The organism is Blastococcus sp. URHD0036, from assembly GCF_000701365.1.
Classification (GTDB): domain Bacteria; phylum Actinomycetota; class Actinomycetes; order Mycobacteriales; family Geodermatophilaceae; genus Trujillonella.
The window spans coordinates 259,380-284,793 of sequence record NZ_JNIK01000016.1; the positions used below are offsets into that span (position 1 = coordinate 259,380).

General features: G+C 73.1%; 18 protein-coding genes. 13 read left to right on the forward strand and 5 right to left on the reverse strand.

What is annotated here, in order from left to right; all coding sequences use genetic code 11:
- Window positions 1–16 precede the first annotated feature (16 nt).
- The 3 genes from N555_RS0117620 to N555_RS0117630 all read right to left on the reverse strand — a co-directional run bounded on the left by N555_RS0117620 (window position 17) and on the right by N555_RS0117630 (window position 5,275).
- A complete protein-coding gene (locus tag N555_RS0117620) occupies window positions 17–1,387 on the reverse strand; it encodes a maltokinase N-terminal cap-like domain-containing protein (protein ID WP_029432817.1) in 1,371 nt (456 codons plus the stop codon).
- Window positions 1,384–3,207: a maltose alpha-D-glucosyltransferase gene (gene treS, locus N555_RS0117625; protein WP_029432818.1), complete on the reverse strand. Its 1,824-nt coding sequence runs from the start codon at window positions 3,205–3,207 to the stop codon at window positions 1,384–1,386. Before treS ends, N555_RS0117620 begins: the two co-directional genes overlap by 4 nt.
- 61 nt (window positions 3,208–3,268) lie before the next feature.
- On the reverse strand, window positions 3,269–5,275 hold the full coding sequence (locus N555_RS0117630) for an alpha-1,4-glucan--maltose-1-phosphate maltosyltransferase (RefSeq protein WP_029432819.1): 2,007 nt from the start codon (window positions 5,273–5,275) through the stop codon (window positions 3,269–3,271).
- 138 nt (window positions 5,276–5,413) lie between these two features.
- Between N555_RS0117630 and glgP the strand changes: the two genes are divergently transcribed.
- Together glgP and N555_RS0117640 are read left to right on the forward strand one after the other, a co-directional pair.
- Complete coding sequence (gene glgP, locus N555_RS0117635) at window positions 5,414–7,963, forward strand: alpha-glucan family phosphorylase (protein ID WP_029432820.1); 2,550 nt, start codon at window positions 5,414–5,416, stop codon at window positions 7,961–7,963.
- 157 nt (window positions 7,964–8,120) lie between these two features.
- Window positions 8,121–9,107, forward strand: a complete 987-nt coding sequence (locus N555_RS0117640; RefSeq protein WP_029432821.1) for an FHA domain-containing protein — start codon at window positions 8,121–8,123, stop codon at window positions 9,105–9,107.
- 104 nt (window positions 9,108–9,211) lie between these two features.
- Here N555_RS0117640 and glgX read toward each other — a convergent pair whose 3' ends face one another.
- Window positions 9,212–11,350 (reverse strand): glycogen debranching protein GlgX, encoded by a 2,139-nt coding sequence (gene glgX / locus N555_RS0117645; protein ID WP_029432822.1) that lies wholly within the window; start codon window positions 11,348–11,350, stop codon window positions 9,212–9,214.
- Window positions 11,351–11,400: 50 nt separating this feature from the next.
- On the opposite strand from glgX, the gene N555_RS0117650 reads away from it, so the two are divergent.
- The 6 genes from N555_RS0117650 to N555_RS0117680 all read left to right on the forward strand — a co-directional run bounded on the left by N555_RS0117650 (window position 11,401) and on the right by N555_RS0117680 (window position 17,256).
- Window positions 11,401–12,204 (forward strand): ABC transporter ATP-binding protein, encoded by an 804-nt coding sequence (locus N555_RS0117650; RefSeq protein ID WP_029432823.1) that lies wholly within the window; start codon window positions 11,401–11,403, stop codon window positions 12,202–12,204.
- Between the two features lie 56 nt (window positions 12,205–12,260).
- Complete coding sequence (locus N555_RS0117655) at window positions 12,261–13,046, forward strand: enoyl-CoA hydratase/isomerase family protein (protein WP_029432824.1); 786 nt, start codon at window positions 12,261–12,263, stop codon at window positions 13,044–13,046.
- A gap of 139 nt (window positions 13,047–13,185) precedes the next feature.
- The gene (locus N555_RS0117665) at window positions 13,186–14,325 is read left to right on the forward strand and encodes an ABC transporter substrate-binding protein (protein ID WP_029432825.1); all 1,140 of its coding nucleotides are present in this window, start codon (window positions 13,186–13,188) and stop codon (window positions 14,323–14,325) included.
- 89 nt (window positions 14,326–14,414) lie between these two features.
- The gene (locus N555_RS0117670; protein ID WP_081866316.1) at window positions 14,415–15,248 is read left to right on the forward strand and encodes an ABC transporter permease; all 834 of its coding nucleotides are present in this window, start codon (window positions 14,415–14,417) and stop codon (window positions 15,246–15,248) included.
- Window positions 15,245–16,132 carry an ABC transporter permease subunit gene (locus N555_RS0117675; RefSeq protein ID WP_197029059.1) on the forward strand — a complete coding sequence of 296 codons (888 nt, stop codon included), beginning with the start codon at window positions 15,245–15,247 and terminating at the stop codon, window positions 16,130–16,132. Before N555_RS0117670 ends, N555_RS0117675 begins: the two co-directional genes overlap by 4 nt.
- Entirely contained in the window at window positions 16,129–17,256 is a 1,128-nt protein-coding gene (locus tag N555_RS0117680; protein WP_051684192.1) for an ABC transporter ATP-binding protein, read from the forward strand. Before N555_RS0117675 ends, N555_RS0117680 begins: the two co-directional genes overlap by 4 nt.
- A 7-nt stretch (window positions 17,257–17,263) precedes the next feature.
- Here N555_RS0117680 and N555_RS26995 read toward each other — a convergent pair whose 3' ends face one another.
- Window positions 17,264–19,444 carry a serine/threonine-protein kinase gene (locus N555_RS26995; RefSeq protein WP_156036403.1) on the reverse strand — a complete coding sequence of 727 codons (2,181 nt, stop codon included), beginning with the start codon at window positions 19,442–19,444 and terminating at the stop codon, window positions 17,264–17,266.
- Window positions 19,445–19,657: 213 nt separating this feature from the next.
- Between N555_RS26995 and N555_RS0117690 the strand changes: the two genes are divergently transcribed.
- From N555_RS0117690 to N555_RS0117710, 5 genes are all read left to right on the forward strand, one after another.
- Window positions 19,658–20,770, forward strand: coding sequence for an L-cysteine desulfhydrase Cds1 (locus tag N555_RS0117690; protein ID WP_029432830.1), 1,113 nt, complete (start codon window positions 19,658–19,660; stop codon window positions 20,768–20,770).
- A 118-nt stretch (window positions 20,771–20,888) separates the two neighbouring features.
- Window positions 20,889–21,668 (forward strand): electron transfer flavoprotein subunit beta/FixA family protein, encoded by a 780-nt coding sequence (locus tag N555_RS0117695; protein WP_029432831.1) that lies wholly within the window; start codon window positions 20,889–20,891, stop codon window positions 21,666–21,668.
- A 33-nt stretch (window positions 21,669–21,701) separates the two neighbouring features.
- A complete protein-coding gene (locus N555_RS0117700) occupies window positions 21,702–22,664 on the forward strand; it encodes an electron transfer flavoprotein subunit alpha/FixB family protein (RefSeq protein WP_029432832.1) in 963 nt (320 codons plus the stop codon).
- Window positions 22,665–22,757: 93 nt separating this feature from the next.
- Window positions 22,758–24,176 carry an MFS transporter gene (locus N555_RS0117705; protein ID WP_051684194.1) on the forward strand — a complete coding sequence of 473 codons (1,419 nt, stop codon included), beginning with the start codon at window positions 22,758–22,760 and terminating at the stop codon, window positions 24,174–24,176.
- Window positions 24,177–24,213: 37 nt separating this feature from the next.
- Window positions 24,214–25,404: a cysteine desulfurase family protein gene (locus N555_RS0117710; protein WP_029432834.1), complete on the forward strand. Its 1,191-nt coding sequence runs from the start codon at window positions 24,214–24,216 to the stop codon at window positions 25,402–25,404.
- Window positions 25,405–25,414: the final 10 nt, after the last annotated feature.

Below are 25,414 nucleotides of genomic sequence, written 5' to 3' on the forward strand. Positions count from 1 at the left end.
GGGAGCCGGGCCGTCATCAGCCGGCGGCCGCGAGCCGCGCCAGCGACTGCAGCGGGATCATCAGCCAGTGGGGGCGGTTGCGCGCCTCGTAGAGGCACTCGTAGACGGCCTTGTCCGCCTCGAACGCGCGCAGCACGGGGGAGCCGGCGCACGGGTCCAGCCCGCTGGCCGCGGAGTACCCGGCGCAGAAGGCACTGCGGTTGCGCTCGGCCCACTCCTGCGCGCGGTAGGCGCGCTGGGTGTCCTCCGGCTGCTCGACCAGCATGTGCCGGGCGGCGTAGTCGAAGCTGCGGAGCATGCCGGCCACGTCGCGCATCGGGCTGTCCAGCTGCCGGCGGGCGGCGAGGGGGCGGGCCGGCTCGCCCTCGAAGTCGAGGATGATCCAGCCGGTCGCGGTGCGCAGCACCTGACCGAGGTGCAGGTCGCCGTGCACCCGCTGGCGGGTGACCGGCTCCTCGGCCTCGGCCAGCCCGGCGTAGAGCCGGCGCAGCCCCTCGGCGTGCTCCTCCAGCTGCGGGACCGCCGGCAGGGCCGCCTCCAGCCGGCCGGTCATCTCCTCGGCCGCGGCGGCGAACCACTCGCGGTCGGCGGGCCGGGTCGGCAGCACCCGGGCGAGGTCGCCGTGCACCGACGCGGTCGCCGCGCCCAGCCGCTCGCTGTCCGCGGCGAAGTCACCACCCACCTCGTCGGCGTGCAGGTCGCCCTCGGCGTAGAGGTCGCGCACGCTCGCGGTGGCCAGGCGCCAGCCGTCGCTGGCGTTGGGCACGAACGTCTGCAGCATCGCGACCGTGGCCGGGTCGTTCGCCGGGTCGAGGTCGTTGATCTCGATGTGCCCGAGCAGCGGGGCGATGTGCTCGTTCCGGGCCTCGCTGAGCGCCGCGTGGATCTCCACGTCCGGGTTGAGGCCGGGCTCGAGCCGCCGGAACAGCTTGAGGATCGCCTCCTGGCCGTAGACCAGGGAGGTGTTGCTCTGCTCGGTGGAGACGATGTCGCCGGGCACGCCCTCGGGGATCGGGGCGATGCCGGCGGGGTGGAAGTGCATCGGCCCGACCGTGTCGGCCGCGACGAGGTGCACCAGCCAGGGCGGCGTGGCGTCCCGGTCGCGCAGGGCGTCGTAGGCGTAGTTCTCGCGGTCACCGCTGGACACCGCGCCGACGAACGCCGAGGAGAGCTCCTCGTTCGCGTGGTCGCGCCACGACAGCGGTACGAGGTAGGTGTCGCTGCCGCCGTCGGCGTAGGTCACCCGCACCCGGTGCACCGACAGCGCCGGGTCCGACCGCTCGAGGAAGAAGCCGTCCTCCTCGACGCCGGACCACTCCCGGCCCTTGCCGCCGAACCACCGCTGGTGCGGCATCCACTCCCGCAGGATGTCGGTGAGCGCGCTCATCGTTGCCCTCCCCGGTCGGAGACGTCCGTGCCGATGTCGTGGGCCTGGCTGACCACACCCGCGGCCAACAGGGAGTCGGCCACCGCGCTGCTCGGCTCCAGCTCCTCGGCCTCGGCCGGCTCGGTGTGCGGAACGGCCGGCTTGGCGAGCTCGAACCAGTAGAAGCCGTGCCCGGGGAGCGTGAGCATGTAGGGCAGGACGCCGATCTGCGGGAACTCCACCCGGCCGGTGAGCTCGATCGGCGTGTAGCCCTCGAAGCGGCGCAGGTCCAGCTCCACCGGCTGCGGGAAGCGCGAGAGGTTGTTGACGCAGAGCACGATGTCGTCGCCGAACTCGCGCACGAACGACAGCACCGTGGGGTTGCGGGAGCCGATCTCGGCGTAGCTGCCCAGGCCGAACGTCGGGTGCTGGCCGCGGACGCGGAGCATCTCCCGGATCCAGTGCAGCAGCGAGTTCGTGTTGCGCAGCTGCGACTCGACGTTGGTGACCTGGTAGCCGTAGACCGGGTCCTGGTTCAGCGGCAGGTTCATCCGCTGCGGGTCGGCGGTGGAGAAGCCGCCGTTGCGGTCCGGCGTCCACTGCATCGGCGTCCGGACGCCGTCGCGGTCACCGAGCCAGATGTTGTCGCCCATGCCGATCTCGTCGCCGTAGTACAGGACCGGCGAGCCGGGCAGGCTCAGCAGCAGGGCGTTGAACAGCTCGAGGGTGTCGATGTCGTTGTCCAGCAACGGCGCCAGCCGGCGGCGGATGCCGATGTTGGCCTTCATGCGGGGGTCCTTGGCGTACTCGCCCCACATGTAGTCGCGTTCCTCGTCGGTGACCATCTCGAGGGTCAGCTCGTCGTGGTTGCGGAGGAAGACGCCCCACTGGCAGTTGTCGGGGATGTCCGGCGTCTGGGCCATGATCTCCGAGATCGGGAAGCGCTGCTCCCGCCGGACGGCCATGAACAACCGCGGCATGACCGGGAAGTGGAACGCCATCTGGCACTCGTCGCCGTTCTCGCCGAAGTACTCGACGACGTCGGCCGGCCACTGGTTGGCCTCGCACAGCAGCACCCGGTCGGGGTAGTCGCGGTCGACCACCTTGCGGACCTGCTTGAGCAGCTCGTGGGTCCGGGGGAGGTTCTCGCAGTTGGTCCCCTCCTCCTCGAACAGGTAGGGGACGGCGTCCAGGCGGAAGCCGTCGATGCCCAGGTCCAGCCAGAACCGCAGCGCGTCGAGGACGGCCTCGACCACCGCCGGGTTCTCGAAGTTCAGGTCGGGCTGGTGGGAGAAGAAGCGGTGCCAGAAGTACTGCTTGCGCACCGGGTCGAACGTCCAGTTCGAGGACTCGGTGTCGACGAAGATGATCCGCGCGTCCGGGTAGCCGGTGTCGTCGTCGGCCCACACGTAGAAGTCGCCGTAGGGCCCGTCGGGGTCGCTGCGGCTGGCCTGGAACCAGGGGTGCTGGTCCGAGGTGTGGTTCATGACGAAGTCGATGATCAGCCGCATGCCGCGGGAGTGCGCCTCGTTGAGCAGCTCGCGGAAGTCCTCGATGTCACCGAACTCCGGCAGCACCGCGGTGTAGTCGCTGACGTCGTACCCGCCGTCGCGCAGCGGCGAGGCGAAGAACGGCGGCAGCCACAGGCAGTCGACGCCGAGCCACTGCAGGTAGTCGAGCTTGTCGATCATGCCGCGCAGGTCGCCGACGCCGTCGGCGTTGCTGTCGGCGAAGCCGCGCACCAGGACCTCGTAGAAGACCGCGCGCTTGTACCACTCGGGGTCGGTGCCGGGCGGCGGGAGCGCGGAGCGGCGCGGGTGGTCGGGAACCGGAACGGTCATCGGGAGGAGTGCCCCTCGGTAGTGCTGTACGGGTGGCGGGTCACGTGCGCGGGAGGGGAGCTCAGGGAACCGGCGGCGGCCAGCTGACCGGCCGGGGGAACGTGAGCGAGAAGACGTGCGCCGGCTCGTGGTACGGGTCGAGCTCGACGTAGTTGAACTGGCCCCAGTCGTACTCGGCGCCGGAGAGCTCGTCGCGGACGGCGAAGCGCTCGTGCCAGTCGAGGCCGAAGACGCCCAGGTCCAGCGCCGTCGTCCCGATCTGCCGGTTGTGGCTCTCCAGGGCGACCACCACGAGGACGGCGTCCTGGGAGCCGGGGTCGGTCTTGGAGAAGCAGATCAGGTTCGGGTTGTCGACCGGGTGGAAGCGCAGCGTGCGCAGCTGCTGCAGCGCCGGGTGCGCGCGGCGGATCTCGTTGAGCCGCGTCAGGTACGGCGCGAGGCTGCGGCCCGAGGCCTCGGCGGCGGCCCAGTCCCGCGGCCGCAGCTGGAACTTCTCGGTGTCGAGGTACTCCTCGCTGCCGGGCCGGACGGCCACGTGCTCGAACAGCTCGTAGCCGGAGTAGACGCCCCACGTCGGGCTCATCATCGAGGCGAGCACCGCGCGGATCTTGAACATCGGCGGGCCGCCGAACTGCAGCGACGCGTGCAGGATGTCCGGGGTGTTCACGAAGAAGTTGGGCCGCATGTAGTGCGCCGTGGACGCGAGGTCGCGGCCGTACTCCTCGAGCTCGCCGCGCTCGGTCCGCCACGTGAAGTACGTGTAGCTCTGCGTGAACCCGACGCGGGCCAGCTGGTGCATCATCGCCGGCCGGGTGAAGGCCTCGGCGAGGAACAGGACGTCGGGGTGGCTCTGCTTGACGTCCCAGATCAGCCAGTGCCAGAAGTTCAGCGCCTTGGTGTGCGGGTTGTCGACGCGGAAGACCTTCACCCCCGCGTCGATCCAGACCTGGAGCACCCGCCGGCACTCGGCGTAGATGCCCTCGGGGTCGTTGTCGAAGTTGATCGGGTAGATGTCCTGGTACTTCTTCGGCGGGTTCTCCGCGTAGGCGATCGTGCCGTCGGGCCGGGTGGTGAACCACTCCGGGTGCGACTGCACCCACGGGTGGTCGGGTGCGGCCTGCAGCGCGAAGTCCAGCGCCACCTCCATGCCGAGGGAGCGGGTGCGGTCGACGAAGGCGCGGAAGTCCTCCATCGTGCCCAGCTGCGGGTGGACGGCGTCGTGGCCGCCCTCGGCGGAGCCGATCGCCCACGGCGAGCCGACGTCGTCGGGCTCGGGGGTCAGCGTGTTGTTGCGGCCCTTGCGGTTCACGGTGCCGATCGGGTGGATCGGCGGCAGGTAGACGACGTCGAAGCCCATGTCGGCCACCGCGGGCAGCCGGTCGGCCGCCGTGGTGAACGTGCCGTGCGTCGGGACGCCGCCCACGACCGGGCCGGTGGAGCGCGGGAAGAACTCGTACCAGGAGCCGTAGAGCGCGCGCGGGCGGTCGACCCACACCTCGTACTCGGGGGATGCCGTGACCAGCTCCCGGACCGGGTGGTCGTGCAGGTACTCCTGCACGGCCGGGGCCAGAGCGGGGGCGACGCGGGTGGTGAGCTCCAGGCCCGTGTCGCGCAGTGCCGCCGCGGCGTCGGTCAGGCGGGGGCGCCACTCCCCGTCGGAGTCGGCGGCGACCCGCTCGATCAGCCGCGCACCCTCCTCCAGGTCGTTGGCCAGCTCCTCGGCGCCCTGCCCGGCCTCGATCTTGACCTCGACGGCGTGGTGCCACGTGGCCAGCGGATCGCTCCAGGCCTCGACACGGAAGGTCCAGCGGCCCTCCCGGTCGGGGACGACCGTGGCCAGCCAGCGGTCGGGCTCCTGGCTGTAGGGCGCCATGCGGGTGACGTCGGACTCGGTGCCGTCCGGGCCGACGAACACGACGTCCGCGGCGACGGCGTCGTGGCCCTCGCGGAACACGGTGGCGGTGATCGGCAGGTGCTCACCGACCACGGCGCGGGCCGAGAAGGACCCGCAGGACACGACGGGGGCGACATCGGTGATGCCGAGGCGGAGGTCAGCGCGGCCAGTCATCACGATCACGCTAGCGAGATCACCCAGGTCGGGCATGTCGGAGCAGGGGGACGTCAGCCACACGGGTTGCTCTCCGGAGCCCGACTGCGGTGCGTGAGGAGGGGCGCACGGACGGGCTCCCGTCGCTAGGGTCGCTCCGTGCGTGCTCTCCGACGGTTCACTGTCCGGGCATCGCTCCCCGAGGAGCTGATGCCGCTCGCCCAACTCGTGATGAACCTCCGGTGGTCCTGGCACCCGGAGACGCGGGACCTCTTCGAGGCTCTCGACCCCGACCTGTGGCAGACCTGCGGGGGTGACCCGGTCAAGGTCCTCGGCGAGGTCTCGGCCGCCCGGCTGGCCACGCTGGCCAAGGACCGGCGCTTCGTGCGCCGCATGCAGGACGTCGTCGAGGACCTCGACGACTACTTGTCCGCGCCGCACTGGTACCAGTCGCTCGGCGAGGAGGCCCCCGCCTCGATCGCCTACTTCAGCGCGGAGTTCGGCATCACCGAGGTGCTGCCGCAGTACTCCGGCGGCCTCGGCATCCTCGCCGGGGACCACCTCAAGGCCGCCTCCGACCTCGGCGTCCCGCTGATCGGCGTCGGGCTGCTCTACCGGGCCGGCTACTTCGAGCAGGGCCTCTCGGCCGACGGCTGGCAGCTCGAGCACTACCCGGCGCTGGACCCCAACGGCCTGCCGGTGAAGCTGCTCCGCCAGTCCGACGGGACGGCGGTCGTGATCTCCGTGCCGCTGCCCGAGGGCCGCACCCTGTACGCCCACGTCTGGCGGGCCCAGGTGGGCCGGGTGTCGCTGCTGCTGCTCGACAGCGACATCGAGGAGAACGCGCCGGCCGAGCGCGGTGTCACCGACCGGCTCTACGGCGGCGACGAGGACCACCGGCTGCGCCAGGAGATGCTGCTGGGCATCGGCGGCGTGCGGGCGCTGCGGGCGTACTGCCAGCTCAGCGGCACCCCGGCACCCGAGGTCTTCCACGCCAACGAGGGCCACGCCGGCTTCCAGGGCGTCGAGCGGATCCGCGAGCTCACCGAGTCGCACGGGCTGTCGTTCCCCGAGGCGCTGCAGGCGGTGCGCGCCGGCACGGTGTTCACCACCCACACGCCGGTGCCGGCCGGCATCGACCGGTTCCCGCGGGCGCTGATCGAGCGCTACTTCGCCGGGTTCGGCGTCCCGCTCGAGCACCTGATCCCGCTCGGTGCCGAGGCGGACGCGACCAAGTTCAACATGGCCCACATGGGGCTGCGGCTGGGTCAGCGCGCCAACGGGGTCAGCCAGCTGCACGGCCACGTCAGCCGGGGCATGTTCAGCTACCTGTGGCCCGGGTTCGACGAGGACGACGTCCCGATCTCCTCGATCACCAACGGCGTGCACGCACCCACCTGGACCGCCCGGGAGCTGGTCGACCTCGGCACCCAGAGCTCGCGCAACGGCGACCCGTTCTCCGCCGAGCAGCCGGTCTCCTTCGACGGCGTCGACCGGATCAGCGCCGGGGAACTGTGGGGCATCCGGCGGATGCTGCGCGTCCGGCTGGTCGAGGAGGTGCGCCGCCGGCTGCGGGAGACCGCGCTGTCGCGTGGTGCCGCCCCGGCCGAGGTCGGCTGGACCGACGCGGCCTTCGACCCCGACGTGCTCACCATCGGGTTCGCCCGGCGGGTGCCCAGCTACAAGCGGCTGACGCTGATGCTGCGCGACCCGGAGCGGCTGCGGGCGCTGCTGCTGGATCCCGACCGGCCCGTCCAGCTGATCATCGCCGGCAAGAGCCACCCGGCCGACGACGGCGGCAAGCAGCTGATCCAGCAGATGGTGAAGTTCGCCGACGACCCGGCCGTCCGGCACCGCATCGCGTTCCTGCCCGGCTACGACATCGGCATGGCCCGCTACCTCTACTGGGGCTGCGACGTCTGGCTCAACAACCCGCTGCGCCCGCTCGAGGCGTGCGGCACGTCGGGCATGAAGGCCGCGCTCAACGGCGGGCTGAACCTCTCCATCCGCGACGGCTGGTGGGACGAGTGGTTCGACGGCCAGAACGGCTGGGCCATCCCCACCGCCGACGGCGTCGCCGACCCCGACCGCCGCGACGACGTCGAGGCCCACGCGATCTACGACCTGCTGGGCACCCAGGTGATCCCGCGCTTCTACGAGACCGACCGCGACGGCATCCCCAGCCGCTGGGTCGAGATGGTGCGGCACACCCTCCGCGAGACCGGGCCGAAGGTGCTGGCCACGCGGATGGTCCGCGACTACGTGCAGCGCCTCTACGTGCCCGCCGCCGGCTCGGCCCGGGACATGGCCCAGAGCGGTTACGCACCCGCCCGCGACGAGTCGGCCTGGCGGGCCCGCGTGCAGGAGCGCTGGAGCAGCATCCGGGTCGCCCACGTGGAGGCCACCGGCGCGGGGGACACCCCGGAGATCGGCACCACGCTCGCCCTGCGCGCCGAGGTGGAGCTGCCCGGTCTGGCGCCGGACGACGTCCAGGTGCAGGCGGCCTACGGACGGGTCGACGACGCCGACGGGTTGCACGACGTCACGACGGTGCCGATGACCCACGAGCAGGCGGACGGGTCCCGGCACTGGTTCACCGCGACCGTCCCGCTGGAGCGCACGGGCGCGTTCGGCTACACCGTGCGGGTGCTGCCGCAGTCGGCGCACCTGGCCGATCCGGCCGAGCTGGGTCTGGTCGCCAGCGCCTGACCGCCGCCCTCCCGGGCTCGCCGCGGAGCCCGGGAGGAGGCGGCCGGTACCCCACCCGTCACGCCCTGCTCACCTCTCCCTGCAGGTCAGAGCGGACACGGCGTGGCGGGACGGGCGGACCCGCCGAGTTCCGCCCGCGGTCACTAGGCTGGCGGGCATGCCCGACCGCTGTGAAGTCCTGCCCGGAGACTCCGTCGTCGCCCGTCGCGGCGGCGGTCTGCTGTGGGTGGACGCTCCCGGTTCCCCCGCTCTGGCGGCAGCTCTGCACGCCTGCCTCGGCGTGTCCGGCCCCGGTGCCGACCGGGTCCTGGCCGCGGTCGCCGGACAGGTCGCCGCGCTCAGCGGCGGCTCCGCATCCTTCGCCCTCGTCCTCGTCGACACCGCCGGTGGCTCCGGTACCGGGGTGGCCCTGTGGTCCGGCAAGGGCCAGCCCGCCGTCGACGGCGTCCCCGTCGCCGGGCACCAGGTCGAGGGCGGCTGCACGCTCGCCGCCGGCTTCCAGCTCGGTGCCAGCCTCTACGTCGGCCCCGGCCAGCCGGTCCCGACCATGCCGCCCGGCGTCGCCTACGACCTCGTCGAGGGCACCGTCCCCGGCAGCGGCGCGATGCTGCAGCTGGCCGCCGTCGCGCACTCGTCAGCGGCCGTCGTCCCCAGCGCCACGCAGGCGCCCTCCTCCTTCTCCGCGCCCTCCGACGCCGGCTTCGGCTCGGCGAGCGGTGGCTTCTCGGCCCCCGCCGCCACCCAGGGCCCCGGCACCGACGGCGGCGAGGCCACGGCCTTCTGGAAGCCGGACTCGGCCGCGGTGCCGATCCTCCGCTTCGACGACGGCCTGGTCGTCAGCGTGGACGAGGACCTCGTCCTCGGCCGCCGTCCCGACAGCCACGAGCTGGTCGCCGCCGGCACCGCGCGTCCCGTGCCGATCGCCGACACCCAGAACGTGCTCTCCTCCGCGCACGCCGCCGTGCAGCGCCAGGGCCGCGAGGTGTCCCTGGTCGACCTCGGCTCGCTCAACGGCACCCACGTCGCCGGCCCCGAGGCCACCGAGTGGACGCAGCTCGAGCCCGGCGTCGCGCACCCGCTCTCCGACGGCGACCGCCTGCTGCTGGGCTGGACCGTCATCACCTTCGAGCAGCCCCAGGACTGACCTCCCGCACCGCCAGGGGACTCTTGCGGTTCTCCTCGTGCTCGTGCGGCGCTACAGCACCGCAGGAGCCGGGAGAACACCGCACGAGGCCGCACCGCAGCAGCTCAGGGCTGGCGGAGCACCCGCAGCAGCCAGACCGTGCGCGCGGGGAGCTCGATCGGGCCCGGTGCGACCACCGTCGGCCGCGGCGGGGCACCGGTCGGGTACTCGGTGGAGACGACGAACTCGTAGCCGTCGCTCCACGGAGCGCCCGGCAGCGTCACCTCGACCGGCTCGGGCCCGGCGTTGAGCTGCACCAGGTAGGACTCGTCCTGCACCGGGTGGCCGTGCTCGTCGCGGTGCCGGATGCCGCGCCCGTCGAGGTACATCCCGATCGTCTGCAGGTCGGTGTCGAACCAGTCGGCGTTGGTGAGCTGGCCGCCGCCGGGAGCGAACCAGGCGAGGTCGCGGGTGCCCCCGGTGCCGGGGATCTCCTTGCCGTCGAAGAAGGCGACCTGCCGCAGCACGGGGGAGGCCCGGCGGATGCCGACCAGGCGGGAGGCGAAGGCCAGCAGGTCGCCGTCGACGCTGCTCCAGTCGATCCAGGAGATCTCGTTGTCCTGGCAGTAGGCGTTGTTGTTGCCGCCCTGGGTCCGGCCGAGCTCGTCTCCGGCGGTGAGCATCGGGACGCCGGTCGACAGCAGCAGCGTGGCCAGCATGTTCCGCACCTGCCGGGCGCGCAGAGCGTTGACCGCCGGGTCGTCGGTCGGCCCCTCGACGCCGCAGTTCCAGTTGCGGTTGTGGCTCTCGCCGTCCCGGTTGTCCTCGCCGTTGGCCTCGTTGCGCTTGTGCTCGTAGGTGACCAGGTCGCGCATCGGGAACCCGTCGTGCGCGGTGATGAAGTTGACGCTGGCGAACGGACGGCGGCCGTCGGCGCGGTACAGGTCCGAGGAGCCGGTCAGCCGGTAGGCGAGGTCGCGGACGCCGACGTGCGCGCCGGACCACACGTCGCGGACGGTGTCGCGGTAGAGGCCGTTCCACTCCGTCCACAGCGGCGGGAAGTTGCCCACCTGGTAGCCACCCTCGCCGACGTCCCAGGGCTCGGCGATGAGCTTGACCTGGCTGACGACCGGGTCCTGGTGGATGACGTCGAAGAAGGCCGACAGTCGGTCGACGTCGTGCATCGAGCGGGCCAGCGCCGCGGCGAGGTCGAACCGGAACCCGTCGACGTGCATCTCGGTGACCCAGTAACGAAGCGAGTCCATGAGCAGCGCGAGCACCTGCGGACGGCGGACGTCGAGGGTGTTCCCGCAGCCGGTGTAGTCGGTGTAGCGGGCGGGGTTGGCGCCGTCGAGGCGGTAGTAGCCGTGGTTGTCGATGCCCTTGAACGACAGGGTGGGGCCGGTCTGGTCGCCCTCGGCGGTGTGGTTGTAGACGACGTCGAGGATGACCTCGATCCCGGCCGCGTGCAGCGCCTTGACCATCGCCTTGAACTCGGTGACCTGCCGGCCGTCCGAGCCCGAGGAGCTGTAGGCGGCGTGCGGGGCGAAGTAGCCCAGGCTGTTGTAGCCCCAGTAGTTGGTCAGTCCGCGGCGCAGCAGGTGCGGCTCGCTGACGAAGTGGTGCACCGGCAGCAGTTCCACTGCGGTCACGCCGAGCGCCTGCAGGTGCTCGACGAAGGCCGGGTGGGCGAGGCCGGCGTAGGTGCCGCGCAGCGCCGGGGGGACGTCGGGGTGGCGCATCGTGGCCCCGCGGACGTGCACCTCGTAGATGACGGTGTCCGACCACGGGATGCCCGGCGGGGCGTCGCCGTCCCACGGGAACGGGTCGTGCACCACGACGCCGCGCGGCACGTACGGCGCCGAGTCGGTGGTGTCCGGGACGCCGGAGTCGACCGCGTCGCCCGGGTGGCCGAACAGCGACGGGTGCAGCGTCAGCTCGCCGTCGACCGCCCGGGTGTAGGGGTCCAGCAGGAGCTTCGCCGGGTTGTGGCGCAGCCCGGAGCCCGGGTCGTAGCCGCCGTGCACCCGGTAGCCGTAGCGCTGCCCGGGGCCGATGCCGAGGACCCGGCCGTGCCACACCTGGTGGGTGTTCTCCTGCAGGCGGTGACGGTGCTCGGTGCCGTCGGGGTCGAACAGGCAGAGGTCGACCGCGTGCGCGCCGGCCGACCAGAGCGCGAAGTTGGTGCCGGTGCCGTCCCAGTGCGCACCCAGGGGGGTGGGAGAGCCCGGCCAGACCTCGAGGACGTTCCCTGCGGCGCTCATCGCCCGATCCTGCCAACCCGGGCCGAGGGGCGGGTTGGTTGGATGGGGTCGTGTCGTCTCCCGCTCCGTCCGAGCCCGTCCTCGAGCTCCGGGGGGTGGACGTCGTCCGCGGCCAGACCCACCTCCTGCGCGGGGTCGACTGGACCGTCCGGGCCGACGAGAGGTGGGTCCTCCTCGGCCCCAACGGCGCCGGCAAGACGACGCTGCTGCAGCTGGTCTCCGCGCACATGCACCCGACCCGGGGCGAGGTGCGGCTGCTCGGCGAGACGCTGGGCGCCGTCGACGTCTTCGAGCTGCGCCCGCGGATCGGGCTGACCAGCGCCGCGCTGGCGCAGCGGATCGCCCCGGCCGAGCGCACCGGCGACGTCGTCGTCTCCGCGGGCTACGCCGTCGTCGGCCGCTGGCGCGAACGCTACGACATCGCCGACCTCACCCGCGCGGCGATGCTGATGCGCCAGTGGGGCGTGGACGGGTTCGCCAACCGCCCGTTCGGCACGCTCAGCGAGGGCGAGCGCAAGCGCGTGCAGATCGCCCGCGCGCTCATGCCCGACCCGGAGCTGCTGCTTCTCGACGAGCCCGGCGCCGGGCTCGACCTCGCCGGCCGCGAGGACCTCGTCGCCCGCCTGTCGGACCTCGCCGGCTACCTGTACGCGCCGGCGCAGGTGCTGGTCACCCACCACGTCGAGGAGATCCCGCCCGGCTACACCCACGCGCTCCTGCTGCGGAGCGGCGAGGTGGTCGACGCCGGCCCGCTGGAGCGGGTGGTCACCGCGGAGGGGCTGTCGCAGACGTTCGGGCTGCCGCTGAGCCTGGACCGCGCCGACGGCCGCTTCACCGCCCGCCGCGCGAGCTGAGCGGCCGTCCTCGTTAGGGTCGCCGCGACGACGACGTCCCACCTCCGGAGGTGCCCGTGAGCGAGCCCGAGTTCGTGACCCTGCAGGTCGAGGACGGGGTGGGCACCATCCGCCTCGACCGGCCGAAGATGAACGCGATCGACGACCAGCTGCACCGCGAGGTCCGCGCCGCCGCGATGGAGGCGACCGCCCGCGAGGAGGTCCGCGCGGTCGTCATCTACGGCGGCGAGCGGGTCTTCGCGGCCGGCGCCGACATCAAGGCGATGGCCCAGCTCGACGCCCGGGGCATGGCCGCCTGGGGCCGCGAGCTGCAGGACTCGTTCATCGCCGTCCAGCGCATCGCGAAGCCGGTCATCGCGGCCATCACCGGGTACGCACTCGGCGGCGGCTACGAGCTGGCGCTGTGCGCCGACTTCCGCGTGATGGGTGCCTCGGCCAAGGTCGGCCAGCCCGAGATCCAGCTCGGCGTCATCCCCGGCGCCGGCGGCACGCAGCGGCTGGCGCGGCTCGTCGGCCCGGCCAAGGCCAAGGACCTCGTCTTCACCGGCCGGCACGTGGGTGCGGAGGAGGCGCTGGAGATGGGCCTGGCCGACGCCGTCGTCCCCGACGACGAGGTCTACTCCACCGCCCTGGCCATGGCGCGCCGGTTCGCCGCGGGCCCGACGGCGGCGCTGGCGGCGGCCAAGCAGGCCATCGACGAGGGCCTGGACCTGCCCCTGCCGCAGGCGCTGGCGCTGGAGACCCGGCTGTTCTCCGGCCTGTTCGGCACCGAGGACCAGCGGCACGGCATGCAGTCGTTCCTCGAGAACGGGCCCGGGAAGGCCACCTTCACCGGCCGCTAGGCCGGGCCGGCGATCGCCCGTTCGCGGACTGTTCTCCCGCCGGTCGCCGTTCCGGCCGCCCGGACGGCACCGCGTCTGTCACCATCCCGGAGGCCGCCCGAGCGAGCCCCTGGGCGGAACGGACAAACGGAGGAACCCCGTGCGACGCAGCACCTCGACGACCGTGGCCCTGCTCACGGCCGCCCTCACCCTCGCCGCCTGCGGAGGCAGCGACGACGGCGACGGCGGTGGGAGCGGCAGCGACGCGGCCGAGGCGACCTCGCTGTCGGACTTCGGCTCGATGGACGACCTGATCGAGGCCGCGAAGGCCGAGGGCGAGCTCAACGTCATCGCCCTGCCGCCGGACTGGGCCAACTACGGCGAGATCATCTCCGCCTTCGAGGACAAGTACGGGATCACCGTCAACAGCGCCTCGCCCGACATCTCCAGCCAGGAGGAGCTCAACGCCGTCGACCAGCAGCGGGGCCAGGACCGGGCCCCCGACGTGGTCGACCTGGCCACCGCCTTCGCCCGCCAGGCGCAGGCGCAGGACCTGCTCGCGCCCTACCAGGTGGAGACCTGGGACGAGATCCCCGAGGGCCAGAAGGACCCCGAGGGTCATTGGTACAACGACTACGGCGGCTACATGTCGATCGGTTGCAACGCCTCGATCGTCGCCGAGTGCCCGCAGACGATGGCGGACCTGCTCGACCCGCAGTACGCCGGTCAGGTCGCCCTCAACGGCAACCCCACCCAGGCGGGCGCGGCGTTCGGCGGTGTGTGGGCGGCGGCGCTGTCCAACGGCGGTGACCTCGACGACATCGGCCCGGGCATCGACTTCTTCGTCCAGCTCAAGGACGCCGGCAACTTCAACCCGGTGGAGAGCACCCCGGCGACCATCGAGAGCGGCGAGACCCCGATCGTCATCGACTGGGACTACCTGAACGCCGCCTACAAGGACGGTCTGGCCGAGGTCGGCACCGAGTGGGAGGTCGTCGTCCCCGCCGACGGGCTGTTCGGTGGCTTCTACAGCCAGGCGGTCAGCGCCTACGCCCCGCACCCGGCGGCCGCCCGCCTGTGGCAGGAGTTCCTCTACAGCGACGAGGGCCAGAACCTGTGGCTGGCCGGCGGCGCCCGGCCGGTGCGCCTGCCCGCCATGCAGGACGCCGGGACCGCCGACGCCGAGGCGCTGGCGGCCCTGCCGCCGGTCGAGGACGAGGTCGACTTCCCGACCGAGGAGCAGGAGAGCGCTGCCAAGGAGGTCGTGACGGCCCGCTGGAACGAGGAGATGTCCGGCTGAGCACCACCCTCCCGGACGCATCCGGCGCGCCGGCCCCCCGCACCCAGGGGGGCCGGCGCGCCGGTGCGCACCGCGCCACTCTCACGGCCGTGCTCGGCACGCTGCCGTTCTTCGTCTACCTCGCGGTCTTCCTGCTGCTGCCCATCGGCCTGCTGGCGGTGGAGGCGTTCCGCGTCACCGACCCGGTCACCTTCGAGGAGGGCTGGTCCACCGACAACATCGGGCGGATCACCGAGGGCGCCTACGGGCGGGCCTACATGGGCAGCCTGCAGCTCTCGGCGACCACCGCGGTGCTGGCCGCGGTCCTGGGTCTGGCACTGGCCGTGGCGATCCAGCGGTCCCGCCGCGGGCTGCTGCTGCGCCGGCTGGTCTTCACCGCCGCCGGTGTCCTCGCCAACTTCGGCGGCATCCCGCTGGCGTTCGCCTTCCTGGCCGCGATCGGCAACGCCGGCGTCGTCACCTCGCTGATCACCGACGTCTTCGGCTTCGACGACTTCTCGCTGGCCTCGATGGCCGGTCTGGGCCTGGTCTACCTGTACTTCCTCATCCCGCTGATGGTCCTCACCATCGTCCCGGCGCTCGAGGCGCTGCGGCCGCAGTGGCGGGAGGCCGCCGACAACCTGGGCGCGAGCGGCTGGCAGTACTGGCGCCACGTCGGCGGTCCGGTGCTCGCCCCGCCGGTGCTGGGCGCGACGATGCTGCTGTTCGCCTCCTCGTTCGCCGCCTACGCCACAGCCCGGGCCCTGGTGGGCAGCAGCGTGCCGCTGGTCACCCTGCAGATCGCCGACTCGCTGTCGAGCAACGTCGTCGTCGGTGCCGAGAACCTGGGCAAGGCGCTGGCGCTGGGCATGGTCGTGCTCATCGGCCTGGTGATGGTCTTCTACGCGTGGGTCCAGCGGCGCGCCCAGCGGTGGCTGGGATGACGGCCATGACCACCGGCGTCACCGGCGCCGGAAGCGTCGCCCCGGAGACGCCCGGCCGGCCGGGACGCCGGCGGGGCACCGGGTGGTGGCGCTGGGTCGTCTTCGCCGTCCTCGGGGCCTACTTCCTGATCCCGCTGGGTGCCTCGATCTGGTACACGCTCGAGAACCGCCGCGGCGGTGGGATCACCGTCGAGCCCTACACGCGGATCCCCGGCGCGGAGGGCTTCGCCGAGGCGTTCGGCCGCTCGCTGCTGCTGGCGCTGCTGACCGTGCTCATCGTGCTCGCGCTGCTCCTGCCGCTCGTGATGCTGGTCGAGCTGCGGCTGCCCCGGCTGCGGACGACGGTCGAGGTGCTGACCCTCCTGCCGCTGGTGCTGCCGCCGATCGCGCTCGTCGTCGGTGTCCGCAGCGTGCTGGCGTGGGCGCCGGACTACTTCCTCGGCACCCCGGTCGCGGAGTTCATGTTCGCGCTCCAGGAGCCCGAGCTGCCCTGGATCCTCGTGCTGGTCTACGTGGTGCTGGCGATGCCGTTCGCCTACCGCGCCTTGGACGCCGGGGTCCGCGGCGCCGGCCTGCGCACCCTCACCGAGGCCGCCCGCAACCTCGGTGCCTCGTGGCCGCAGGTGATGGCCTCGGTCGTGCTGCCGATGCTGCGCACCTCGGTGCTCAACGCCGCCTTCCTGACCGTCGCGCTGGTGCTCGGCGAGTTCACGGTCGCCAACATCCTCGGCTTCGAGACGTTCCCCACCTGGATCGTCAAGGCCGCGGCCGCCGAGCCGCAGCTGTCGGTGGCGGTGTCGGTGCTCTCGCTGATGCTCACCTGGGCGCTGCTGCTGCTGATCTCCGCGCTGGACCGCCGGCGCGGGGGAGAGGACCCCGCATGACCGCCGTCCCGTCCACCCCGGCCGCCGCGCTCCCGCGGGAGGGCGCCGCCGCGGAGCTCCGCCGCCGTCCGGGGGTCGCCGTCCGGCTCTCCGGTCTCACCCGGCAGTACGGCTCCGTGCTCGCCCTCGACGGTCTGGACCTCGACATCGCCGGCGGGGAGTTCCTCGCCCTGCTCGGGCCCTCCGGCTGCGGGAAGACGACGGCCCTGCGCGCCATCGCCGGCTTCGAGCGCCCCGACAGCGGCAGCGTGCTGCTCGACGGCGAGGACGTCACCGGCGTCCCGGCCAACAAGCGGGACATGGGCATGGTCTTCCAGGCCTACAGCCTGTTCCCGAACCTCACCGTCGCCGACAACGTCGCCTTCGGGCTGCGGGTGCGCCGGCGCGGGAGCAAGGCCGAGCGGCGCGACCGGGCGGCGGAGCTGCTGGAGCTGGTCGGCCTCGCCGACCGGGCCGGCCGGTACCCCCACCAGCTCTCCGGCGGCCAGCAGCAGCGGGTGGCGCTGGCCCGGGCGCTCGCCGTCGAGCCGCGGGTGCTGCTGCTCGACGAGCCGTTGTCGGCGCTGGACGCGCAGGTCCGGCTCCAGCTGCGGGAGGAGATCCGGCGCCTCCAGCTCGAGCTCGGCATCACCACGGTCTTCGTCACCCACGACCAGGCCGAGGCGCTGTCGGTGGCCGACCGGGTCGGCGTCATGCGGGCCGGCCGGCTCGAGCAGGTCGCCACGCCCGACGAGCTCTACGAGCGGCCCGCCACCGCCTTCGTCGCGGGCTTCGTCGGCACGATGAACCGCATCCCCGCCGTGCTCGGCGACGGCGACGTGGAGTTCCTCGGCGTCCGTCGCGAGATCCTCGGCGCCACACCGCCGCCCGGTGCCGCCGTGGCGCTGGTCCGCCCGGAGGGGCTGCTGGTGACCGCCGACGACCGCGGGCACGGCCGGGTCGTCACCCGGACGTTCTCCGGCGCCGTCACCCGGATCGCCGTCGCGCTGCCGGACGGGCTGGAGGTCCTGGTCGACGTCCCCAGCGTCGAGAGCCAGGCGCTCACCCCCGGCACGGCGGTGACCGTCACCCCGGCCGAGCGGCCGGCGCTGGTGGCCGCCGCCGAGCCGTCGGTGGAGGCCTGACGGGCCGTCAGCCGGTCAGATCGAACACCCGGACCGTGGCAGTCGCCAGGTCGGTGACGTAGGCGTGGCTCCCATCCGGGGAGACGCCGACGCTGGTCGGATCGTCACCGGCCGGCACGCTCGCGGTCACGGTGAGGGTGTCTGCGGTGACCACCGACATCGTGTTGCCGTCGACGTCGGCGGTATAGAAGCGGCGCCCGTCCGGCGCCCACGTGACGTCCTGCGGGCGCAGGCCCACTGGTCCAGTGGCCACCAGCTGGTCGGTCGCCGTGTCGACGAGCCGGACGTCGCTGCTGTCGTAGGAGACGACGGCCACTCGGCTGCCGTCGGGTGAGAGGGCCACGCTGTGCGGTGAGTCGCCCGCCGGCAGAGTGCCCAGGACCCGGCCGCCGGCGGTGAGGTCGAGGACGGTGATGACGTCGGACTCGTGATTGGCCGTGTAGGCGCGCGTGCCGTCAGCGCTGATCGCGATCCAGTGCGGGTTGGGTGGCACCTCGTACGAGTCGACCTCCTGCGCGGTTGCGGTGTCGAGCACCTCGACCCGGCCCTCGTTGTGCAGCGGGATGAAGAGCCGGTCGCCGTCGCGCGAGGTCGCGGGCGCGAACGGGCGATGCCCGACCGGCACGGTCGCGGTGACCTCGTTGCTGGCCGTGTCGACGAAGACGACCGCGTTACGGGAGTAGTCGGCGTTGTAGACCGTGATGTAGGCCCGGTCGCCGCTCGGCGAGAAGGTGACGAAACGCGGGGGACCCGCCTCGATGGGGATGGTCGCGTTGATCTGCAGTGATGTCAGGTCCAGCACCGACACGACGCCTGCTTCCCCGTGAGTGATGTAGGCGTAACGGCCGTTGGGGGCGACAGCGAGGAAACCGGGCGTCGGAGGCACCGCGATGGGGACGCCGACCGCCGTGGGCACCGCGATGCTCGGTAGCGGGGCCGGCGGTGGTGCCGCCGACGTGGCTGGGGCGCTGCTGCTGCTCTCGGGCTCCACGGGGGGCTCGGCGGTGCTCCCGGCGGTGTCGCCGTCGCCGTCCCCCGCGGGCCACAGCAGGTAGGTGACCAGGCCGGCCACGAGGAGGAGCGTGAGGAGACCGGCGATGAGAGCCGTCCGGCGCCCCGGCCCGTCTCCCGCGCGCCGCTCCTGGGCGGGCGGCGACGCCGGACCGCCCGGTCCCCAGGAGGGCGGCGGCAACTGCTCCACCGACTTGTGCACGCCGCCCGCCGAGACCACGCCCATCTTGTGCGCGGCCGCCCCCAGGTAGCCGCCGTGGACCTGCTGCGCGGCGACCCAGGGATCGGGGACGGCGGTCCGGATCGTCTCGGGGGCCATCGGGTGTGCCTGCACGTGTGCCACGTCGTGTGCAGCGGCGTCTGCGGTCAGAGCGCGGCGCGCGGCGGACATGAGCTCGACGGGGGTGCTGTACCGGTCCTCCGGCTTCTTGGCCATGCCCTTCCGCACGACCTCGTCCATGCCGGCCGGGACCGTGGGCACCACCTTGCTCGGGCACGGCGGGTCGGTGTACAGGTGCGCGTACAGCAGGGCGGGGAGGTCGTCGCCGCGGAAGGGGCGGACGGCGGTGAGGCACTCGGAGAACACGCAGGCCAGGGAGTAGACATCGACCCGTCCGTCGAGCGGCTGGTTGGTGAACCGCTCGGGCGCCATGTAGTCGAGGGTGCCGACGGTCGCGCCGGTGATGGTCAGGGACGTCCGGGTGCTGCCGATCGACCGGGCGATGCCGAAGTCGACGACGTAGACGAAGTCGTTCGCGGTCACCAGGACGTTGCTCGGCTTGACGTCACGGTGCACGAGCGCGTCGGAGTGCGCGGCCTCGAGCGCGTCGGCGACCTGCGAGAGCAGGCGGACAGCACGTTCGGCCGGCAGCGGGCCCTCCTTGAGGAGCTCGCCGAGGTCGGGGCCGTCCACCAGGCGCATGTCGATGAACATCCGACCGTCGATCTCGCCGTAGTCGTGGATGGGGATGACGTGCGGCTCGCGGAGCCGGGCCGCGACGTGGGACTCGCGACGGAAGCGGGCCCGGAACTCCGGGTCCTGGCCCAGGGACTCCGGCAGGAGCTTCAGTGCGACCGAGCGCTCGCGCCGGGTGTCGTGGGCTCGCCACACCTCGCCCATCCCGCCGACACCGAGAATCTCCTGGAGTACGTACGGACCGAATCGGCGCTCAGTCATGGCGTGCGCTCCCCTGACGACCGGGCCGCCGGCCGCCCCCCGTCCGGTGAGCTGGGCGCTCACGGTGGGCGGAGGATAGGAGCCGCGCAGCGGCCGGAGAAGGTCCTTCCGCGTCCGGCGCGGCTCGGCATCGCGCACCGGAGTCGGGGGGCGACACGGGTGTGGCGTCGCCCGGGTCCGGACATCGGCCGCCTCGTCCGTCACCATGGCCCGGTGAGCGTCCCGGGCAGCACGGATGTCGACCGGTCGGACCCGGCGCGGCGCGCCTGGGTGGACCGCGCGGTCGCGGTCGTGGAGGCCGACGCGCACCGCAGCGCCGACACCCACCTGCTGAGCTATCCGCTGCCGCCCGAGTGGGGCATCGACCTCTACCTGAAGGACGAGTCGACCCACCCGACCGGCAGCCTGAAGCACCGTCTCGCCCGCTCGCTGTTCCTCTACGGCCTCTGCTCCGGGCAGATCTCCGAGGGCACCACCGTGGTCGAGGCCTCCAGCGGGTCGACGGCGATCAGCGAGGCCTACTTCGCCCGGATGCTCGGGCTGCCGTTCGTCGCGGTGATGCCGGCGTCGACGAGCGAGGAGAAGGTCGCGCTCATCGAGTTCCACGGCGGCCGCTGTCACTTCGTGGCCGACCCGCCGGAGATCTACGAGGAGGCGCGGCGGCTCGCCGCGGAGTGCGGCGGGCACTTCCTGGACCAGTTCACCTTCGCCGAGCGGGCCACCGACTGGCGCGGCAACAACAACATCGCCGAGTCGATCTTCGAGCAGATGGCGCTGGAACGTTCCCCGGTGCCGGAGTGGGTCGTCGTCGGTGCGGGCACCGGCGGGACGAGCGCCACCATCGGCCGCTTCATCCGCTACCGGCGCTTCCCCACCCGGCTGGCCGTCGTCGACCCGGAGAACTCGGCGTTCCTCCCGGGCTACACCTCCGGGGACCGGGACTGCACGACCGGCATCTCGTCGCGGATCGAGGGCATCGGCCGGCCGCGGGTCGAGCCGTCGTTCGTCCCCACGATCGTCGACCGGATGATCGGCGTCCCCGACGCGGCCTCCCTGGCTGCCATGCGGCACCTCGCCGAGGCCACCGGCCGGCGCGCCGGGGGCTCCACCGGCACCAACCTGTGGGGCGCCTTCGCGCTGGTCGCGGAGATGCTGCGGGCCGGGGTGCAGGGCAGCGTCGTCACCCTGCTGTGCGACGGCGGCGAGCGGTACGCGCACACGTACTACTCGGACGAGTGGGTCGCCGGGCAGGGCCTGGACCTCGCTCCGGCCGCCGCCACGCTGCGCCGTTTCACCGAGACGGGGGAGTGGGCACCCCCCGGGTGACCGGGCTCACCGGCCTCCGACAGCCCCGGCGTCTTTACCTGGAAGTAACCTCCATGATCGGAGCCAGGCGGGCCGTCGGGCTCGCGTCCCCCGCACGTACTCGGAGGTAGGTCTGGCGATGAACATCGTCGTTCTGGTCAAGCAGGTCCCGGACTCGGGTACCCAGCGCACGCTGGACCCGTCGGACAACACCGTCGCCCGTGCCGGCGCGGACAACGTCGTGAACGAGATCGACGAGTACGCCATCGAGGAGGCGCTCACGGTCAAGGAGGCGCAGGGCGGTGAGGTCACGGTGCTGACCGTGGGTCCCGCCAGCGCCACCGACGCGATCCGCAAGGCGCTGTCGATGGGTGCCGACAAGGCCGTCCACGTCGTCGACGACGCGATCCACGGCTCGTGCGCCATCCAGACCTCGGCGATCCTGGCCGCGGCGCTGCAGCAGATGGAGTACGACCTCATCCTCACCGGCGCCACCTCGACCGACGGGCAGGTGGCGGTCATGCCGGCCCTGCTGGCCGAGCGCCTCGGGCTGCCGCAGGTGTCGGGCGCGCAGAAGCTGACCGTCGAGGGCTCGACGGTGAAGGTGAACCGGCAGACCGACGGTGGCTACTGGGCGCTCGAGGCCCCGCTGCCGGCGATCGTGTCCACCTGGGACACCATCAACGAGCCGCGCTACCCCTCGTTCAAGGGGATCATGGCGGCGAAGAAGAAGCCGGTCGAGACCAAGACGCTGGCCGACCTCGGCATCGACCCCTCCACGGTGGGTCTCGGCAGCGCCACCAGCTCGGTGGTCGACTTCGCCGGCCGCCCGCCCAAGGGCGAGGGCGTCAAGGTGACCGACGAGGGCGACGGCGCCCAGAAGTTCGTCGACTACCTCGCCGGCCAGAAGATCGTCTGACCCGGATCGACGCGGAAGAGGAGACGAACAGTCATGGCAGAGGTCCTGGTCCTGGCCGAGGTCAACGCCACCGGTGACGGTGCGCGCAAGACGACGCTGGAGGCGCTCACCGCCGCCCGCGCCCTCGGTGACGTGTCCGCAGTGGTGATCGGCGCCCCGGGCGTCGGCGCCGTCCTGCGCGAGAAGCTGGCCGAGTACGGCGCGGCGACGGTCTACGTCGCCGAGAGCCCCGAGGTCGACGAGTTCCTCGTCGCCCCCAAGGCCGAGGTGCTCGCCCAGCTGGTGGGCGAGAAGTCGCCGGCCGCCGTGGTCATCCCCTCCTCGCCGGAGGGCAAGGAGATCGCCGCCCGTCTGGCGCTCAAGACCGGCAGCGGTTTCCTGACCGACGTCACCGAGATCCAGCCCGACGGCACCGCGACCCAGCTGGCCTTCGCCGGCCAGGTCATCGTGCACTCGAAGGTGAACGTCGGGACGCCGATCTACACCCTGCGCGGCAACTCGGTCACCCCCGAGCCGGCTCCGGCCGCGGGCACCGAGCAGCAGGTCACCGTGTCGATCTCCGACGCCGCCAAGGCCACCCGCGTGGTCGACCGCGTCGTCGAGCAGAAGTCCTCGCGGCCCGAGCTCACCGAGGCCGGGATCGTCGTCTCCGGCGGTCGCGGCGTCGCCTCGGCGGAGAACTTCTCCATCATCGAGGCCCTCGCGGACTCCCTCGGTGCCGCCGTCGGTGCCTCGCGCGCCGCCGTCGACTCCGGCTTCTACCCGCACAGCTTCCAGGTCGGGCAGACCGGCAAGACGGTGTCGCCGCAGCTCTACGTCGCGGTCGGCATCTCCGGCGCCATCCAGCACCGGGCCGGCATGCAGACCTCGAAGACCATCGTGGCCATCAACAAGGACCCCGAGGCCCCGATCTTCGAGCTGGCGGACTTCGGTGTGGTCGGCGACCTGAACGTCGTCGTCCCGCAGGCGACCGAGCAGATCACCGCGCGCAAGTAACGCAGCACCCGTTCCGATCGGGCGCCGGTCTCCTCCCAGGAGGCCGGCGCCCGATCGCGTCCGGGGCCGGACCGGCAGGGGAGGGAGGCACCGGTGGCCGACGAGGGGATCTTCGGCCCGCGGCTGCGGCTGCGGACCACGGGCCTGCTGATGCTCGTCACCCTGGTGGCGTTCGAGGCGATGGCCGTCGGGACGGCGATGCCGACCGCGGTCGCCGAGCTCGACGGGCTGGCCTGGTACGGCTGGCCGTTCTCCGCCTACCTCGTGGCCTCGGTCCTGGGGATGGTCGTCGGCGGCGACGTCGGGGACCGGCGCGGACCGCGGACGGCGCTGCTGGCCGGCGTCGTCGTGTTCGCGGTGGGCCTGCTCGCCGCGGGGGTCGCCGGGTCGATGGCTGCGCTCGTCGGCGGCCGGGCCGTCCAGGGGCTCGGGGCGGGACTCATCGCCGTCTCGCTGTACGTCGTCGCCGGTCAGGGCTTCCCGGCCGCCCTGCGACCGGCCCTGTTCGGCGCCTTCTCCACCGCGTGGGTGGTGCCCTCGCTCGTCGGGCCGGTCGTCTCCGGGCTGGTGACCGAGCACGCCAGCTGGCGGCTGGTCTTCCTCGGGCTGCTCCCGCTCGTGCTGCTGGGCCTGCTGCTGATGCTGCCGTCCCTGCGGGTGCTGCCGGTCCCCGACGGCACGGCAGCGGCCGACCCGGCCCGGAAGTGGTGGGCCGGTCTGGCCGGTCTGGGCATCGCCGCGTTGCAGTACGCCGGTCAGCGGCTCGACGGCCCCGCCGTGGTCCTCGCGGTGGCCGGGGTGGGAGCCCTCGTCCTCGGGCTGCGTCCCCTGCTCCCGCCCGGCACGGCCCGCGCCCGCCGGGGCCTGCCGACGGTCGTCGCCTCCCGCGGTCTGCTGGCCGGGGCGTTCTTCGGCGTCGACGCGCTCCTGCCGCTGAGCCTGATGCACCTGCACGGCTACTCGCCGGTCGCGGCCGGTGTCCCGCTGACCGCCGGGTCGCTGGGCTGGGCGCTGGCGTCGTACTCCCAGGGCCGGCGTCCCGGGCTCTCCCGCGTCCGGCTGCTGCGTGCCGGGTTCGTGCTGCTCACCCTCGGCGTCGCCGGCACCGCCCTGGTCGCCGTCCCGGGGCTCGGCGGCTGGCCGGCCTACGTCACGTGGGCGGTCGCGGGACTCGGGATGGGGCTCGGCATGCCCAGCGTGGGCGTGCTGCTGTTCGAGCACTCTCCCGAGCACCGGCGGGGCGCGGACTCCGCGGCGCTGCAGATCGCCGACGTCACCACCGGGGCGCTGTGCGTGGGGGTCGTGGGCGTCCTCGTCGGGGCGTCGTCGGAGGGGTCGCTGTCGCTGTCGGCCGCGGTCCTGATCGCCGTCGCGCTGCTGACCGCCGTGTCCACGACCGGCGCGCTGGTGGCGCCGCGGGCCGGTGGCTCCCCGGCCCGACCGGCGGTCCCGTCGCCCGCGACTACATTGGGGACGGCGACCGAGCGCGGACCGCGCGAGGGACGCGCATGACTGTCACGTGGCCGACGAGCGCCAGCGAGGAGGGCCAGTGACGTACCTGGACCACGCGGCCACGACGCCGCTGCTCCCCGAGGTGCTGGCGGCGATGACCGAGCAGCTGGGCCGGGTGGGCAACGCGTCCTCGCTGCACGCCAGCGGCCGCGCGGCCCGGCGCACCGCGGAGCAGGCCCGCGAGCGGCTGGCCGCGGCGCTGGGCGCCCGCCCGTCGGAGGTGCTGTTCACCGGTGGCGGCACCGAGAGCGACAACCTCGCCGTCAAGGGCATGTTCTGGGCCCGCCGCGAGGCCGACCCGCAGCGCCGCCGGATCGTCACCAGCCCCCTCGAGCACCACGCGGTGCTCGACAGCGTCGAGTGGCTGGCCAAGCACGACGGCGCCGAGGTCACCTGGCTGCCGGTGGAGCCGACCGGCCGGATCAGCCCCGCGGCGCTGCGCGAGGCGCTCGGCGACGGCGCCGACGTCGCGCTGGTCAGCGTCATGTGGGCCAACAACGAGATCGGCACGGTGAGCGACCTCGCGGCCCTCGCCGCCGTCGCGCACGAGGTCGGGGTACCGGTCCACACCGATGCGGTGCAGGCGGTCGGGCAGGTGCCGGTCGACTTCGGCGCCAGCGGCGTCGACGCGCTCACGCTCACCGGGCACAAGCTGGGCGGCCCCATGGGCGCCGGCGCGCTGCTGCTGCGCCGCGACGCGCCCTGCATGCCGCTGCTGCACGGCGGTGGGCAGGAGCGCGACGTGCGCTCCGGCACGCTGGACGTGGCCGCGATCGTCGGCCTGGCGGTCGCCGCCGACGTCGCCGTCGCCCGCCGCGAGGACCGCGCCGTCCGGCTCGCGGGCCTGCGCGACCGGCTGGTCTCCGGCGTGGTGGCCCAGGTGCCCGACGCGCAGCTCAACGGCGCCCCGCTGGACGACGAGCTCGCCGGCGGCCCCGGGCGGCTGCCCGGCAACGCGCACCTGTCCTTCCCCGGCGCCGAGGGCGACGCGCTGCTCATGCTGCTCGACGCCCGCGAGGTCGAGTGCTCCACGGGCTCGGCGTGCAGCGCCGGCGTCGCCCGGCCCAGCCACGTGCTGCTCGGGGTGGGGGCCGACCCCGACCGGGCCCGCAGCTCGCTGCGGTTCTCGCTGGGCTCGACCTCGACCGAGGCCGACGTCGACGCCGTGCTCGACGTGATCGCGCCGGTGGTGGAGCGGGCCCGCCGGGCGGGGATGAGCCGGGCGTGAGGTGTCTGTC